This window comes from Terriglobus albidus, assembly GCF_025685425.1.
Classification (GTDB): Bacteria; Acidobacteriota; Terriglobia; order Terriglobales; family Acidobacteriaceae; genus Terriglobus; species Terriglobus albidus.
This window is the reverse complement of record NZ_JAGTAS010000058.1, coordinates 958,462-972,817: the sequence shown is the minus strand read 5'-3', so window position 1 is coordinate 972,817 and position 14,356 is coordinate 958,462. Positions and strand designations below refer to the sequence as shown.

Below are 14,356 nucleotides of genomic sequence, written 5' to 3'. Positions count from 1 at the left end.
CAGAACAAAAGCCCAGGCCTAAAAGCCCACTTTCTTTATAGGTCGTTGTACCGTGGGCCGAAGCCCACGGCTCCCACCCAATTCTGCCTTGGCTCGGAGGTCGCTACTTCAGCTCGGCCACAATAGGGTCGTAGTGGTAGGGCGCGATCTTGACGGCGGCGTGTTTGCTCTGGTCCCAGGTCTGCTGGGTGGCATCGCGGAATCCGAGGAGAACCAGGCCTTCCATATCGCTCATGCCGGGGACTTCGGTCTCGCGCAACAGCAAAGGCTTACCGGCAGCGGCCTCTTTGACCTTTGGGAAGGCCGTGAAGGTGGCCGGAACGTCGTTCTTTTCGACGGCGCTGGTCAGCAGCTCCGATCCGTCGGGCATGGTGAGTGCTCCGGTCAGGTCCTTCAGAAAGACCGGTGTCTTCAGGTTGTTGTGTACCTTCACCGTCGCCAGGACATAGAGGGTATTTTCGTTCGCATCGGTTTTGCCGAGCAGCTTCAGTGTCCCCACGTCATTGGAGTAGGTAACGGTCGTGGGCACTGCGGCAACGTGCGTCACGCTCACGTTTGCCGGTGCATGCGGGCTGCGGACATAGATCCCGATGCCGACCGCGGCAAGAACTACCGAGGCAATGGCGATGGGCCACAGAAAGTGGCGAAGGGGTCGGTGGGTCTGATGAAACTTGATCTCGTGCATGTTCCTCACGGCCTGGGTCGTAACGCCGCAAGAAAGTCCTCCGGCGAGTATGTGTTGATTACGTCGGCCGGTGTAAGCCAGGCGCGGCGCAGTTGGGTGATGCCGAAGGGCATCTGTTCGAAATCAGAGACAGCGTGCGCATCTGTATTGACGGAGATGCGGCAGCCAAGTTCCTTGGCCAGGCGTAGATTGCGGTCGCTGAGGTCGAGGCGAGGCATGCCGGCGTTGTGCTCCACCGCGACGCCGAGTTCGGCGCAGCGCCGCAGTACCCGCTCCAGATCAAAGGTATAGGCCTCGCGCGCCATCACCTTGCGCCCGGTCGGGTGTCCGAGAATCCGCAGATAGGGGTTCTCTACGGCGCGCAGGATGCGGGCGGTCATCTCTTCGTAAGGCTGATTGAAAAGGGTATGAACGGAGCCGATGACGACGTCCATCTGTGCCAACGTGCTGTCTTCAAGATCGAGCGCGCCGTCGCCCAGAATATCGACTTCAATGCCGGCGAAGACACGGATACGGCCCTCCATCTCACGGTCGACCTCGCGGATGGCAGCGATGTGCTCCAGCGCCCGTGCATCGTCAAGGCCATTGGTCATGGCGAGGTTTTTGGTGTGATCGGTGATGGCGAGGAACTTGTAACCTTTGGCGATGGCGCCTTCGGCCATCTCGCGGATAGTCTGCCGGCCATCACTGGCAACCGTGTGGGAGTGTACGTCGCCGCGAATGTCAGAGAGTTCGATCAGACGTGGAAGAGTGTGAGCCTGGGCGGCCTCGATCTCACCGTTGTTTTCGCGCAGCTCCGGGGGAATGTAATCGAGGCCCAGGGCGTTGTAGATCTCCTGCTCTGCCGCCGAAGCAACGATGGAGCTATCATCCATGCGGGCCAGGACGTATTCGCTGAGGGTGTAGCCCATCTTGATAGCTCGCTGGCGAAGCGCAACGTTGTGCATCTTGGAGCCCGTGAAGTACTGCAGCGCCGCGCCATAGCTGCTTTTTGGAAGCATGCGCACATCGACCTGCAGGCCGTTGCGCATGTTGAAGCTCACTTTGTTCTGACCCTTCGCAATGAGATTGGCGATCAGGGGAAGACCGGCGACGTGATCGACGACGGCGGCGACGCAGTCGGGTTCACAGGCCGATCCTGTGACAAGGAGATCGAGGTCTCCCACGGTTTCGCGGCCGCGGCGCAGCGAACCAGCCGGAGTGACGGTGTCGATACCGGGAAATTCGCGGATGAGTGCGGCGATGCGTTCGGCGATGGCGGTCGCGTCGTCAATCCGGTAACGGCCGGTATTCTTGCGGAAGTCTTCGATGCCTTTGAGGATCTTGTCGATCTGCTTCTGTCCGAAGCGTGGCAGCTCGTTGAGCTTGCCTTCCTTTGCGGCCGTCTCCAGGCTGTCGATGTCAGCGACGCCGAGAGCGCTCCAGATGAGGGCAACTGTCTTTGGCCCCATGCCTGGGAGCTTCAGCAGGTCGAGCATGGTCGGGCGGTACTTGGTCAGCAAGTCTTCTCGCAACGGCATGGTGCCGGACCTGACCAGGTCGACAATGTTCGATGCCATACTTTTGCCGATGCCGGCGATGGCAAGCAGTTGTTTCGGTTCTTCGATGAGCGTTGCGAGTTGCGTAGTCTGCTGCTCGACGGCCTCGGCGGCGCGGCGATAGCTGCGAATGCGGAATGGGTCGGCGGCATCGATCTCCAGAAGATCGGCGGTCTCATCCAGCAGGCGGGCGATTGTGACGTTTTCCATGAATCAAAGCGGACAGAGCTTGGACAAAGCCCTGTCCGCTAGTATGCACCGTGCGGTACAGCTATGAGAAAATTCTGCGCTTCGGCTAGAGCAGGTCTCCTAAAGGCATAGAGCGGAGTCTCGGCTGTTTACGCCATTTTCCTGCAAAGAAAACGGCATTCGCAGATTTATCCAGAGCTACAGGATTAGGAGAATTGCTCTAGGACGCCTCTTTTAGCCGTGTGACCTGGTCGGCCTGAGGGCCCTTCTGGCCTTCAATAATGTCGAACTCGACCTCGTCGCCTTCTTTGAGGCTCTTGTAACCTTCAAGCTGAATCGAGCTGTAGTGGACAAACACGTCCGGTCCATCGTCCCGGCCCAGGAACCCGTAGCCCTTCGCGTTATTGAACCACTTCACTTTGCCCTTGTAATGTGCCACGTTCGTCGAACCTCGCGGGAGGGAAGTCTGCTCGGGAACGAATGAACCCGCGCGTGATCGGTATGACGCGGATGAGGGGCAGGAAGGTTTTCTGACACGCGCTAGGCTTTGCCAGTACGCCGCAGTGCTTCGTAGATTGAGATGCCGATGATGGTCTTTCCGTCGTGGATCTTACCTTCATTACGCATCTTCAACAATTCAGATAGGCGGATGCGAAGGATTTCGATCTTCTCATCGTCTTCAGGCTGAGCATCTCCTTCCGTCAGATCGGTGGCGAGGTAGACTTCCATCCACTCACCCAGGAAACCGGGGCTGGCGTAGTAGCGGACCAGCTTCTTCCAGGTGCGGGCACGGTAGCCGGTCTCCTCGATCATCTCGCGTTTCGCGGCAGCCAAGGGTTTCTCGTCAGCTTCACGCCTGCCGGCAGGGAGCTCCAGAAGGAACTGCTGTGCTGCCTGGCGATACTGCCTCTCCATGATGATGTAGGGATCACGCTTTGACTGGCGGTCGTCGACGGCGAGGACAACGACCGATCCGTTGTGGCGGATGATGTCGCGTTTGGAGACGATGCCGCCTGGTTCCTTCACGGTCTCAGACCATACCTTGAAGAGCGGGCCATCGTACGCCAGCTTCTGTTCGAGGAGTTTCGCTTTGCCGGAACGTCGTGCCGGAGCCTTTTTCGCGGATGTTCGTTTCACGGATGTTTTGGTCGCCATAAAACTAAACCTAACACTCTGCATCGCCGGGGCGGGCTGATGAATCTAACCGTGCAACGCGAATTTATATGACGCACCGGCTGACAAAACTCGTACGGCGAACGTCTCTTCCTTACTGTGAAAGTTTGGAAAACGGATCGTGTCTCTGTGCGAGACTCATCTGTGTGCCTCTGCACGAGTAATCTCCATGCGGTCTGAGTGCTACCCCATCACGGTGCTGCCCGGCGTCTCGCGTCTGTTTCGCGAGTATCTTGCCCATTGGGACAATCCCATTCTTGCTGAGAGCTTCGGCGGCCACCCGGCCGATACGGTATGGCGCGAAAAATCGCCCGAGCTGACACCGGAGCATCGCGCCCGTCTGGTCTCACTGCTGGAGGCCCAGAACCCCGATCCTTCGCCTGCAGCCCGCAGGCATCTGGAGATGTTGCGTGACGGCGCTGGTGTCGTAGTGAGTGGCCAGCAGGTCGGCATCCTCGGTGGACCGCTGTATACCCTCTTCAAGGCGGCGACTGCGATTCGGAGGGCACAGGAGGCGACCGAAGCGGGCATTCCGCATGTGCCGATCTTCTGGCCGGCGACCGAAGATCATGACCTCGACGAAGTCAATCAGGTCCTGCTGCTAACGAAGAATTCAGCGGAGACTCTGCGGCTCAAGAGCCTGGTCCACCGCAATAACGCTGTGGGCGGCGTAGTGCTGCCGGAAGAGATTACGGCACTGGTAGAGCAGGCGACGGAGTTGCTCGCGTGGGCTCCGATTACAGAGACATTGAAGCGCCACTACGCTCCCGGCAAGACATTGGCTAAGGCGTTCACCGGGCTACTGCGCGACATCTTTGCGGCTGAGGGGCTACTGACAATCGATGCCGCCGAACGCGGCTATCACGAGTTGGGCTCTCCGGTGCTTCTGGCCGCGATCGAACAGGCCGAGGAGCTGGAGGCTGCAGTTCGCGCACGCTCCCAGGCCTTGGTCGATGCCGGTTACCATGCACAGGTCCTGCTGCCGGAGCATGGCAGCCTGCTCTTCCTCTTTGACGAACAGACCGGCGAACGCCATGCGCTTCGTCATAAAGACGGCGCATGGAAGGCCGGTCATGTCACGTACACGACTGAAGAGTTGAAGACGTTGCTGACGGCAGCTCCAGAGCGGTTCAGTCCCAATGCCCTGCTGCGCCCTGTCTTTCAGGACCAGATTCTTCCTACGTCAGCGTATATCGGCGGACCGGCAGAGATCGCTTACTTTGCGCAATCCGGCGTGCTGTATGACACCATCCTGGGGCGCCGTACGACGGTCCTGCCGCGTATGTCGGCCACGTTGGTGGAGCCGGCGATTGCCAAGGTCATGGATCAGCACGAGCTCGGATTGAAGGAAGCCTTCTCGTCAGCAGATGATCTGGCGCTTCGGCTGGGGGCACGAGCCATGCCGATCGAAGGCAAGAAGAGGCTTCAGGCCGCAGGCAATGCGCTCGATCGTGAGCTGGATGCGCTGCTGGGATGGATGCAGTCGGTTGATGGTGAACTGGCAAAGTCTGGCAAGGTGTCGGCCTCGAAGATGCGCTACCAGATGAATCGTCTGCGCCGCATGGCTGCGCGTTTTGAGCAGGAGAAGAATGCTTCGCTGCGTAAGCATGCGGATGCGGTCACACTGAACCTCTTCCCGCAAGGTCACGTGCAGGAGCGCGCTGTCGCTGGTACCTGGTTCCTCGCCCGCACCGGCGACGACTTCCCCGCAGAGATCGTCAGCCACGCCGGGCAAGAGTGTAGCGGCCACAAGGCGATCTTTCTTTAGTGTCGTTGTCCCTGAAGTTCGCGACACAACTCACCCGGCAGGGTAAGCGCTGAAGGCGCGCTCTATACCACCTGGGGCAACGCCTCAGGTCTGATTGTTTGCCGGGGATCGTGAACACCCACCTATTGGGTTGCAATGTATGGGGCACCCAGAGTATGGTTCGAGTTTGTTCTCACCTTCGTTAATGCTTAGCAGGCATTGCCGTCAGCACGAAATGGAAGATTCGGCTCGGTCCGTCTTCAGGCACGAAATACAGATCGTTCCCCTTCAGCGCCATACCCTCGCCGGAGTACGGTCTGCCCCGGTCTGTTGTGCCCGTTGCTACACTGCGCAGTAGTTGCATCGAAGGCCACGCGTACCAATCTACGGCTCCGGTCGTCTTCGTTAGATTTCCACCACCGACCAGCTTGCCATCCACAAACTTGATGTCCTGGTATTGGTTATTTGAGGCAACATCGATCACGCGCTGCTGCTGTCCGTCCATCGCCAGAACATACAACTGACGGCTTCCCCAGTTGCCCGCGATCAGGCTGTCGCCGGTTACGGCGAGGCAACCGATGTGATCGGCGACTGAGATCCTTCGCTTTGTCGTGAGCGTTCGCTTGTCCAGCTCCACCAGTGTCGCCGTGCTGTGCGGCTTGTACTCTGCAACTGGAACCCAGATGGAGTCGCCTGCGATGGAAAATCCTCCCGGATGAAAGCGGGGACCGTCAGTCACCTCTACCTGCCGTTCAAAGTGCCCGGTCGCTCGGTTGAACTGATGCAGATATCCCTTCTTCTGCTCGATGTCGACCGAGGTCACCCAGATATGCTGCGCATCGAGATCGACACCCTGAACATGGAAGAGCGTTCCCTCAAGGGGCAAAGTCTCCACCAGCCGTGCGTTCTCCACGCCTTGGGAAGAAGGTGTGGACTGTGCAAAGACAGGTACAGCTAAAACCAGAGTAAGAACCAGACAACCAGTTGCTCGCAACATGTCACTCCCCAGGCAAGGGCCATCTGGCTTTCTACCGTGCCGATCGCCTGCGACAGAATAACCTGCGGATCGTCTTGTGAAGATTGCATGTGATCTCCGGCACACCACACGGACCCTCGTCCCCTCTACAATCAGCCTGAGTGAAGAAGATTGCCATCATCGGCGGAGGCATCTCCGGTCTCACCGCTGCCTACCGCCTGCATCGTCTCGGCATGGCCTGTACTCTCTTCGAGGCTGGACCGCGCCTCGGCGGTATCGTCGAGACCCATCGTGAAAATGGCTTTGTCATCGAATGCGGCCCTGACTCCTGGGTGGCTGAGAAACCCTGGGCGCGCGAGCTCGCTATTGAGCTCGGTTTAGGCGGCGAGATTATTCCCTCCAACGACCACAACCGGCTCACCTACGTTTTGCAGCAGGGAGCACTCGTCCCCATGCCCGCACACATGCGCATGATGGTACCGCAGGGACAGGCAGGCATGGACTCGCTGCTGGCTTCTTCTCTCTTTTCCGAAGAGGCCAAACGTGCCTATCTGCAGGAGCCCTCACGAGCCAGGGAGCTGAAGGACTATGCCGCGGCGCACGCGGGGGAAGACGAGTCTATTGCCGCTTTCGTGGCTCGCCACTTCGGCCAGGAGGTTGCCGAAAAGCTTGCCGCGCCTCTGCTCTCGGGAGTCTTCGGCGGCAGCATTCATAAGCTCTCCGTCCATGCCGTCATGGCGCCTTTCGTTGCCCTCGAACGAGAGCACGGTTCTTTGATCGCCGGTCTGGCGTCACGCCAACGCACCGGCGCCTCGCTCTTCGCATCGCTGCGCAGCGGACTTGGTGGACTGATAGAGCGTATGGCTGAGGCTCTCCCTCCCTCGTCTCTTCGCTTACGTGAAGGCGTTGTCACCCTGACGCGCATGGACAGTGAGTGGAAGGTTGAGACGGCGCAGGGCCGGGGATTTTTTGATACTGTGCTGCTCGCGACTCCGCCCCAGCAGACGTCTGCTCTATTGGCTCCCCTTTTGCCCGGCGCTGCCGAGCTTCTTCCCCGTGACGCGAGCTCGGCCATCATCATCGCCCTCGCTTTCCGCGAACACTTCCCACTGCCTCCGGGCTTTGGCTTTCTGGTGCCGGAGGGTTCGAGTGAGAGCCGCCTGCTCGCAGCCACCTTCGTCGATCAGAAGTTTGCCCATCGTGCTCCCGAAGGCGGACGTGTGCTGCGAGCCTTCTTCGCGGACGAAGATCTGATGGATCTACCCGACTCTGTTCTGATCCGCCTGGGGATGAATGAGCTTTCCAGCATCCTCGGCCAGACGTTGCCGGAGCCGGCTATCAGCCTGGTTCGGCGCTGGCCGGCATCGCTGCCGCAATATGAGGTCGGACATCGCGAACGCGTCTCTGCCCTGGAAGAGCAGGTCGCTTCGCTGAGTGGATTACGGCTGCTGGGGAATGCGTATCACGGCGTTGGCCTACCTGATCTGGTGCGCCAAGCAAACGAGGCTGCCCAGCGGGCAGCCTCGTTGTAGGGACAGGACTCCGATTAGCGGAGGTCGAACTTCAGAACCATCGGAAACTCGTAGCTCTGGCCGTTCAGCTTACCGGCCTGGTAGCGCAGCTTGGAGACGGCGTCAGAGATCTTCGCCGCAGCGATCTCATTCGTGCCCTCGACAACGATGTTCTGCGGCACGCCCTGAGCATCGACGGTGAACTTAGCAACCACAGGCTGGGAGGAGGTCAGGCCAACGAAGACCGCGCGGTCGATGTCGGTGATGCGCTTGGGAGCAATGATTCCGGTGAAGGCCGGAACCTTCGGAGCCACAGCCGCGGCAGCGGCCATCATCTTCGGCGCCTCGGCACGAACCGGGCTCTGCTGGGCGTGCATCAGGGTGGGAAGAACGAACAGGCTTGCTGCGATCAGTTTGCGCATTTTTGTCTCCTTTGACAGGTTTATGAGTTCAGAGAGTGAGTAGGTGGCAGGGACTCGTGTTACTTGAGGTTCAGCGAGAGAGCAACGGGGTAAGCAATCTTTTCGCCGTGCAGCGAGCCCGGGGTGTAGCGCAGAGCAGAGACTGCCTTGATGATGCGTGCGTCGACCGAGGGGCTGATTGAGCGATCCAGCGTGATGTCTTGCGGAACACCGTTGGTGTCGACCGTGAAGTGCGCCGTCACCAGACCGGCAGCGCCTGCTGCGATCTTGGAAGCATCAAGCTGGCTCTGACGAACCGGAGGAACCAGAGCGATGGCGGCATTGACCGGCTTGGCCACACCTGTCGCACTAGCGATCGCTGCAGGAGCGACAGCGCGGGCCAGGAAGCCGTCCGTGATCGGCATCAACTGGGCGTTGGCGGCTACGGATACGAGGGCGATGCTGGCTGCGACAAGCTTCTTCATGGCTATCTCCTGGCAAAAGATTGTTAGTTGCCAAAACCACTATGAAATATATAGACCATGATTGTCAACTAATTTCTTGAAAATAATTTGAGACGCTTCAATTCGACGAAAAATCAATAACTTACCGTGCGCTCTGGACGGGCTTGAAAGCCAGATCTACAAAGAAATTTCTACGCATGAGCGATCTCGCAACAGAAGGTCGGACCACACCCATGCCCGCAAGCTCCAACGAGCCGTAGGTCAGAAGGCGATCTTCTAGGGGGAAAGATAAAGGCCTCGCTCACGCGAGGCCTTCATCCAGCAACCAGGAACTAGCAACCAGTAACTGCCTCTTAGGGCTTCGGCTTCGCCGCATGCGCGGCATCCAGATCCTTCTTCAGATCGTCGGTGAGTTGCTCCAGCTTCGGCTGGATCTCTTTCATGTGCGTTTGGCTGATAGCCATCGACTGCTGCACCAACTGTGGCGTTTTGGTGAGCATAGACTGCCCCACAGGAGATTTATAGAAGGTCAGAATGCCATCGACCTCCTCCTCGGTGTAGGCCTTGGCATAAAGATCAATGAACTCTGACTTCAGCTTCTGCCATCCCATCGTCTCCTGCATTGCGGCCATCAGCTTGGTCATAAAGTTGTCCAGAATCTTCTTGTCGGCATCGGTTAACTGCGACGGGTTGGTCATTGACATCCCCATTTGCCGGCCCTGCTGCTCCACCTGCTTCATCAGGAGAGTGAAATTGTCTTCCATCTTCAGCACGGTCAGCATCTCTTCGATCTTGGCGCGCTTACTGGCTTCATCGGCTCGGGCGGAAAGCGGAAGTGAGAGCAGTACGGCTGTGGCGGCGATAAGAATCTTGCGCATGGGTTTACTGCTCCTTTTTCTGTTCCAGCGGTTTACGGGCAAAGTAGTAGAGAGAGAAGGCCAACAGTGCAAATCCAATCACCGAAATCCAGTCCTTGTGAAGCGGATTCGTCTCCTGGAAGCGCCAGATCGTGGTCTCTTTCAGATTCTCGTATAGTTTGACGCACACGCCCAGCAAACCGACGATGCCGCCTGCTGCAATCAACCCCGAAGCGTACAGCGAGCCTGAAGAAATCTCTTCGGAAGCCAGCTCATCGCCAGGAATCGGATTGGCCGCACGGTGCTTTTCCAGCGCGCGCTCCACCATCCACCGCACTAGACCGCCGACAAAGATTGCCAGCGTTGTTCCGATCGAGAGATACGCACCCACGGCAAATGTCAGCGAGCGGACACCGAGCAGCTCCACCACAACCACCAGCGCCACGCCTAACATCACGAGTCCCCACGCCAATTTGCGCGACAGAATGCCGTTGATGACCGTCGCCATCAGACGTCCCTGGGGCGCCGCGGCCTTCTCACTGCCGATACCCTGTACCCACTGGATCTCCGCCTGCCCTGTTGCGGGGTTATAGAGGTACTTGCCATCCTCCAGCACCGACGATCCGATGGCGTTCAGCAGAATGTAGCTGCTGGTTCCTTCCAGTGACTGCTTTGATTGGTGTCCCGCGGCATCGTGACTCATTACCTCGATATGCGTGCGGGTGAAGTTGCCATTGCTGGAAACTCCCTGCGGCAGTGCGCCGAGATCCAGTACGCGTGGCGCCGGCATCTTCTGAAAGGTCTCCAGACCGGTGTTCATCGCATTCAGCGTCGCTCCAATGGAGAAGACGGAGACGATAACGCCGACCATGATCGCCACCTGTTGCTTCCACGGAGTCGCTCCGATCAGGAAGCCGGTCTTCAGGTCCTGCGAGGTATCGCCAGCATTCGATGCCGCGATGCAGACAATGCCGCCAACCGTAATCGCCAGCGCTCCGAAGGCGGGCGCTGTCCATCCCTTCACCAGAAAGATGGCTGCCGTCGCCATCAGCGTCGCAATGGTCATGCCGCTCACCGGGCTCGCCGACGAACCGACGATGCCCACGATGCGCGAGCTCACCGTCACAAACAGAAATCCGAAGATGACGACCAGCACCGCGGCTGCGATATTCGCCAGCAGCCCTACCTGCGCTCCCGGCACCGGCTTCAACTGCAGGAACAACACCATCAGCACTACCAGCGCGACTGATCCCAGTCCGACCCACTTCATCGGAATGTCGTGTTCGACGCGGCTTGTCTTTTCCTCAGCCGAGACCGCCACGGAGCTTCCTTTCTTCCGAAAGCCTGCGGTCAATGCGTTGACAATTGTCGGCGCTGTTCGCAGCAGTGTGATCAGACCGCTGCATGCCACCGCTCCGGCGCCCATCGGACGAACATAGGTTCGCCACAGATCCGAAGGCGACATCTGCATGATTGGTACTGTGCCGGGATAGAGCGGCCCCTGCAGATGTCCGCCGAAGAAGACAATCGCCGGCATTAGCACCAGCCAGGAAAAGACACCGCCGGCCAGCATGATAGCTGCCACGCGGATTCCGATGATGTAGCCAACTCCCAGGTATTCCGGTGTCACATCGGCGCGAATCGCCGAGCCTCGCAACAGATGCTGCGGTCCGTAATCGGGTTGATAGTTCGGTGTTCCCGGAAACAGTCCGAAAAGGTTCTCATTCTGGAAGAGCGTGTAGATGCCGCCGAGGCCCAGCCCGAGGAAGATGCGCGAGGCGAAACTTCCGCCTTTCTCACCTGCGATCAAGACATCGGCACACGCCGTTCCTTCGGGATAAGTCAGCGTGCCATGCTCTTCCACAATTAACTGCCGCCGCAGCGGAATCATGAACAACACGCCGATCCATCCGCCAAAGAGCGCCAGGGCAAAGATGCGCGCCGCCTCCAGGTCGAAGCCGAGAAAGATCAGCGCCGGCAAGGTAAAGATCACACCCGAAGCGATCGATTGGCCCGCGTTTCCCGTCGCCTGCACGATATTGTTCTCGAGGATCGACGACCGTCCGAACGCGCGCAGGATCGAGATCGACAGCACCGAGATGGGGATGGAAGCCGCCACCGTGAGCCCGGCCTTCAGGCCGACGTAGACCGTGACCGCGCCGAAGAGCACACCAAAAAGCGCGCCGATCAACAGGGCGCGCAGGGTGAGTTCAGGACGGGTTTCGTTTGCAGGAACAAAGGGGCGGAAGTTGTCTAGAGCCATCGAAGATCAATCCTTACGTTGAGCAGGAGTGTATCAGTGAAGTCGATGGATCAATTCGGTTTGTCCGATGGAAAGATAGGCGTCACAAAACCGGTCTGCCAGATCGCGAGTCGAGCCAAACAGGCTTCGAACGGGTTGATTAAATGGCCGGCGGCTCGCTCGCCGTCTTTTGCAGCGGCCATCTCTCCTGCATGCGAAGACGGAGATGGACCGTAACCGCATAGGCAATTGTCAGTAACATCGGCCCGGCTATTGCCAGACGGTCAATCATCCAGCGGAGTGTCAGCGGGTCCGTTAGATTCAGCCATTCCAGCATGTAGTTCGAGAAGAAGTACTGCCATCGAGTTACTCCCACGTTGCCGCCGAATACTGATTCGTTTTGCACGTGAAAGGAGAGAAAGCGCAGCAGAAAAATAGCCGTTGGCGGAGCCCATGCCCAAAGGATGGGTCTGCGCCGGTGCCGTTCATCAACTTCAGGTGCAAGCGTTCGGCGGAACCGCCCAAACATAACCCGGAAAGCATCCACGACTCGAGGGAGAGGGAAGAGGCCTAGAAAGCAACCCCAGGCAATTTGAAAGGGAAGATAGGTACGGGTATTGAAGAGCCCAAGAGGCTCGTGGATCCGGCCGCCGCTCCGCAACATCCACCACAATACATAGCGGACCGGCGCTGCGACTTGGATCGCAATGTAGGCAAGCAGCCAATATCCCAACAACTTGAGACACCACAGGAACTGAGAGCGGGTCATGAGCGTGGCCCCATTCTAAGTGCCTGCATCCGCGGTGGTTCCGGTAATTCTCAAGATATTGACTGGCGTTACGGCACAACCTGTGGGTATACTGCGACCAACTGGCGCAAGATGTAACCTTACTTTCAACCTGCGCCGGCCAATCGAGGTGCGTCTTCAGTCAGGCTGCGGACATGAAACTCGGTGTGGAGCGCTGGCGCGCACGCGTCCGCTACCTGCGAAGTCACGTGCTTGGGCGAAGTGATGCGCCGCCCGGTCGAAACCTGGCCGACAGCCTTTCCACCGTTCTCTTCCCCTCTGATTGCCGCGTGTGCCGCGAACCCCTGCTGCGCGCCTCCCGCGTGCCGGTCTGCGATGCCTGCCGCGGCCTCTTGATTCCCCAGACAATTTCCATGTGCGCCCTGTGCGGAGAAGCCCTTGGCTTTGAGTCCATTCGGCTCGAAGACGCTCCGTTGTGCCGTGTGTGCCGCTTCTCTCCGCCTCCCTTTGTCCAGGCAGTAGCCTTCGGTGAATACACAGGCGCGCTGCGCGAGATGGTGGGTCTGTTCAAGTTCGAACGCGTGGCGGTGCTGTCGCGCCTGCTTGGTGAAAAGCTCGCTGAGGAAGTTCGGCAGATGCCTGGCCTCTCCCGTCATGCCATCGTGGTTCCGGTGCCGCTCTTTAGCAGCCGCATGCGTGAGCGCGGTTTCAACCAGTCGTTGCTGCTCGCGGAGCAGGTCGTCCGCGTACTGAATCGCCGCTACAACTTCCGCCTGCGCATTGCTGACGCACTGCACCGCGTGAAGTCGACTGAGAACCAGTACCTGCTGACGCCCCGCCAGCGCCGCCTGAATCTTCGCGGCGCCTTTGCGGTCAAGGACAAAGCTGCTATCGCGGACAAAGACATCCTTCTGATCGACGACATCTACACCACCGGCGCCACAGCGCGGGAGTGCGCACGCATCCTGCTGCGGGAAGGTGCAGCCACTGTCCGCGTGGCCACCGTGGCGCGTACACAGCGCGATGTGGCGGTGCCATGGACAGGATTCATAAGACCCACGCAACCGATCGCGGGGACAGCGAGTTTGCAACAGGATCAAGTTTGATTAAGTACGGGTTTGATCTAACGCAGCGGAGGAGAAACACGAATGCACGGCAAGGCGCGCAAGCAGAAGTCACTGGCGAAGTGTCACACCATGCAGCACGGTCTGGGACCGGCACATGCCCCGGAACGCACGCGGGGATCGTCGCCGCTGCAGACCCCTGTGCTGGTGCTCAATGCTTCGTATGAGCCGATTAACATCTGCGGCGCTCGCCGGGCCCTGGTGCTGGTGCTCAAGGGAGTCGCCCGCACCGAAGAGGCGCAGGGAACTGAGCTGCACTCCGCTCGTGTGAAGGTGGAGATGCCCTCGGTGATCCGCCTTCTGGAGTACCGCCGCATCCCGCACCAGACGCGCGCGCTCTCGCGCAAGAACATCCTTCTGCGCGACCGCAATACCTGCCAGTACTGCGGCATCGTGCTCACTGCGGGCGAGCTCACGCTCGATCACGTGGTTCCACGTTCTCGCGGCGGAGCCTCCACCTGGGAGAACCTGGTCGCCTGCTGCCACACCTGCAACCGCAAAAAAGGAAACTCGCTGTTGCACGAGCTCACCGATATGAAGCTGGCACGAGAGCCTCGCCCCTTCAGTCTGCACACCAGTCGCCACATCATGCGAATGATCGGTTCCAGTGATGCCAACTGGCGCAAGTATCTCTATTACTAGGGCGTATCGACAAATTCAGTTGATCTGACACAGCGTGACTGAAACTGGTGGGAGCAGCG

The 14,356-nt window shown here is 59.0% G+C and carries 15 protein-coding genes; 4 read left to right on the top strand and 11 right to left on the bottom strand.

What is annotated here, in order from left to right:
• Nucleotides 1-103: 103 nt before the first annotated feature.
• The 4 genes from OHL21_RS23160 to OHL21_RS23145 form a co-directional block, all read right to left on the bottom strand.
• Nucleotides 104-685, bottom strand: coding sequence for a hypothetical protein (locus tag OHL21_RS23160; protein WP_263419671.1), 582 nt, complete (start codon nt 683-685; stop codon nt 104-106).
• 5 nt (nt 686-690) lie between these two features.
• A complete protein-coding gene (gene polX / locus OHL21_RS23155) occupies nt 691-2,433 on the bottom strand; it encodes a DNA polymerase/3'-5' exonuclease PolX (protein ID WP_263419670.1) in 1,743 nt (580 codons plus the stop codon).
• 199 nt (nt 2,434-2,632) lie between these two features.
• On the bottom strand, nt 2,633-2,851 hold the full coding sequence (locus OHL21_RS23150; protein WP_147646898.1) for a cold shock domain-containing protein: 219 nt from the start codon (nt 2,849-2,851) through the stop codon (nt 2,633-2,635).
• A gap of 101 nt (nt 2,852-2,952) precedes the next feature.
• On the bottom strand, nt 2,953-3,567 hold the full coding sequence (locus OHL21_RS23145; RefSeq protein WP_263419669.1) for an NUDIX hydrolase: 615 nt from the start codon (nt 3,565-3,567) through the stop codon (nt 2,953-2,955).
• Nucleotides 3,568-3,754: 187 nt separating this feature from the next.
• Between OHL21_RS23145 and bshC the strand changes: the two genes are divergently transcribed.
• Entirely contained in the window at nt 3,755-5,353 is a 1,599-nt protein-coding gene (gene bshC, locus OHL21_RS23140; protein ID WP_263419668.1) for a bacillithiol biosynthesis cysteine-adding enzyme BshC, read from the top strand.
• 181 nt (nt 5,354-5,534) lie between these two features.
• Here bshC and OHL21_RS23135 read toward each other — a convergent pair whose 3' ends face one another.
• On the bottom strand, nt 5,535-6,227 hold the full coding sequence (locus OHL21_RS23135) for a DUF6454 family protein (RefSeq protein ID WP_263419667.1): 693 nt from the start codon (nt 6,225-6,227) through the stop codon (nt 5,535-5,537).
• A 59-nt stretch (nt 6,228-6,286) separates the two neighbouring features.
• Nucleotides 6,287-6,418, bottom strand: coding sequence for a hypothetical protein (locus tag OHL21_RS23130; RefSeq protein ID WP_263419666.1), 132 nt, complete (start codon nt 6,416-6,418; stop codon nt 6,287-6,289).
• 51 nt (nt 6,419-6,469) lie between these two features.
• Between OHL21_RS23130 and hemG the strand changes: the two genes are divergently transcribed.
• Nucleotides 6,470-7,840: a protoporphyrinogen oxidase gene (hemG, locus tag OHL21_RS23125; protein WP_263419665.1), complete on the top strand. Its 1,371-nt coding sequence runs from the start codon at nt 6,470-6,472 to the stop codon at nt 7,838-7,840.
• A 14-nt stretch (nt 7,841-7,854) separates the two neighbouring features.
• Here the strand turns inward: hemG and OHL21_RS23120 are convergent, their stop codons facing one another.
• From OHL21_RS23120 to OHL21_RS23100, 5 genes are all read right to left on the bottom strand, one after another.
• On the bottom strand, nt 7,855-8,241 hold the full coding sequence (locus OHL21_RS23120) for an energy transducer TonB (RefSeq protein WP_263419664.1): 387 nt from the start codon (nt 8,239-8,241) through the stop codon (nt 7,855-7,857).
• Between the two features lie 59 nt (nt 8,242-8,300).
• The gene (locus tag OHL21_RS23115; RefSeq protein ID WP_263419663.1) at nt 8,301-8,705 is read right to left on the bottom strand and encodes an energy transducer TonB; all 405 of its coding nucleotides are present in this window, start codon (nt 8,703-8,705) and stop codon (nt 8,301-8,303) included.
• A 332-nt stretch (nt 8,706-9,037) separates the two neighbouring features.
• Complete coding sequence (locus OHL21_RS23110) at nt 9,038-9,562, bottom strand: DUF2059 domain-containing protein (protein ID WP_263419662.1); 525 nt, start codon at nt 9,560-9,562, stop codon at nt 9,038-9,040.
• Nucleotides 9,563-9,566: 4 nt separating this feature from the next.
• A complete protein-coding gene (locus OHL21_RS23105; RefSeq protein WP_263419661.1) occupies nt 9,567-11,804 on the bottom strand; it encodes an OPT family oligopeptide transporter in 2,238 nt (745 codons plus the stop codon).
• A gap of 139 nt (nt 11,805-11,943) precedes the next feature.
• Nucleotides 11,944-12,552, bottom strand: coding sequence for a hypothetical protein (locus OHL21_RS23100; protein WP_263419660.1), 609 nt, complete (start codon nt 12,550-12,552; stop codon nt 11,944-11,946).
• A gap of 173 nt (nt 12,553-12,725) precedes the next feature.
• Between OHL21_RS23100 and OHL21_RS23095 the strand changes: the two genes are divergently transcribed.
• The gene (locus OHL21_RS23095) at nt 12,726-13,637 is read left to right on the top strand and encodes a ComF family protein (protein ID WP_263419659.1); all 912 of its coding nucleotides are present in this window, start codon (nt 12,726-12,728) and stop codon (nt 13,635-13,637) included.
• A 90-nt stretch (nt 13,638-13,727) separates the two neighbouring features.
• Nucleotides 13,728-14,297: an HNH endonuclease gene (locus OHL21_RS23090; protein WP_263419924.1), complete on the top strand. Its 570-nt coding sequence runs from the start codon at nt 13,728-13,730 to the stop codon at nt 14,295-14,297.
• The last annotated feature ends 59 nt before the right edge of the window (nt 14,298-14,356 follow it).

What these genes read in the sequence shown, in the direction of transcription:
- OHL21_RS23095 (WP_263419659.1), top strand. Translation starts at nt 12,726, where the DNA reads ATGAAACTCGGTGTGGAGCGCTGGCGCGCACGCGTCCGCTACCTGCGA.
- OHL21_RS23105 (WP_263419661.1), bottom strand. Translation starts at nt 11,804, where the DNA reads ATGGCTCTAGACAACTTCCGCCCCTTTGTTCCTGCAAACGAAACCCGT.
- OHL21_RS23100 (WP_263419660.1), bottom strand. Translation starts at nt 12,552, where the DNA reads ATGACCCGCTCTCAGTTCCTGTGGTGTCTCAAGTTGTTGGGATATTGG.
- OHL21_RS23120 (WP_263419664.1), bottom strand. Translation starts at nt 8,241, where the DNA reads ATGCGCAAACTGATCGCAGCAAGCCTGTTCGTTCTTCCCACCCTGATG.
- OHL21_RS23145 (WP_263419669.1), bottom strand. Translation starts at nt 3,567, where the DNA reads ATGGCGACCAAAACATCCGTGAAACGAACATCCGCGAAAAAGGCTCCG.
- OHL21_RS23160 (WP_263419671.1), bottom strand. Translation starts at nt 685, where the DNA reads ATGCACGAGATCAAGTTTCATCAGACCCACCGACCCCTTCGCCACTTT.
- OHL21_RS23090 (WP_263419924.1), top strand. Translation starts at nt 13,728, where the DNA reads ATGCAGCACGGTCTGGGACCGGCACATGCCCCGGAACGCACGCGGGGA.
- polX (WP_263419670.1), bottom strand. Translation starts at nt 2,433, where the DNA reads ATGGAAAACGTCACAATCGCCCGCCTGCTGGATGAGACCGCCGATCTT.
- OHL21_RS23110 (WP_263419662.1), bottom strand. Translation starts at nt 9,562, where the DNA reads ATGCGCAAGATTCTTATCGCCGCCACAGCCGTACTGCTCTCACTTCCG.
- OHL21_RS23115 (WP_263419663.1), bottom strand. Translation starts at nt 8,705, where the DNA reads ATGAAGAAGCTTGTCGCAGCCAGCATCGCCCTCGTATCCGTAGCCGCC.
- OHL21_RS23130 (WP_263419666.1), bottom strand. Translation starts at nt 6,418, where the DNA reads ATGCAATCTTCACAAGACGATCCGCAGGTTATTCTGTCGCAGGCGATC.
- bshC (WP_263419668.1), top strand. Translation starts at nt 3,755, where the DNA reads ATGCGGTCTGAGTGCTACCCCATCACGGTGCTGCCCGGCGTCTCGCGT.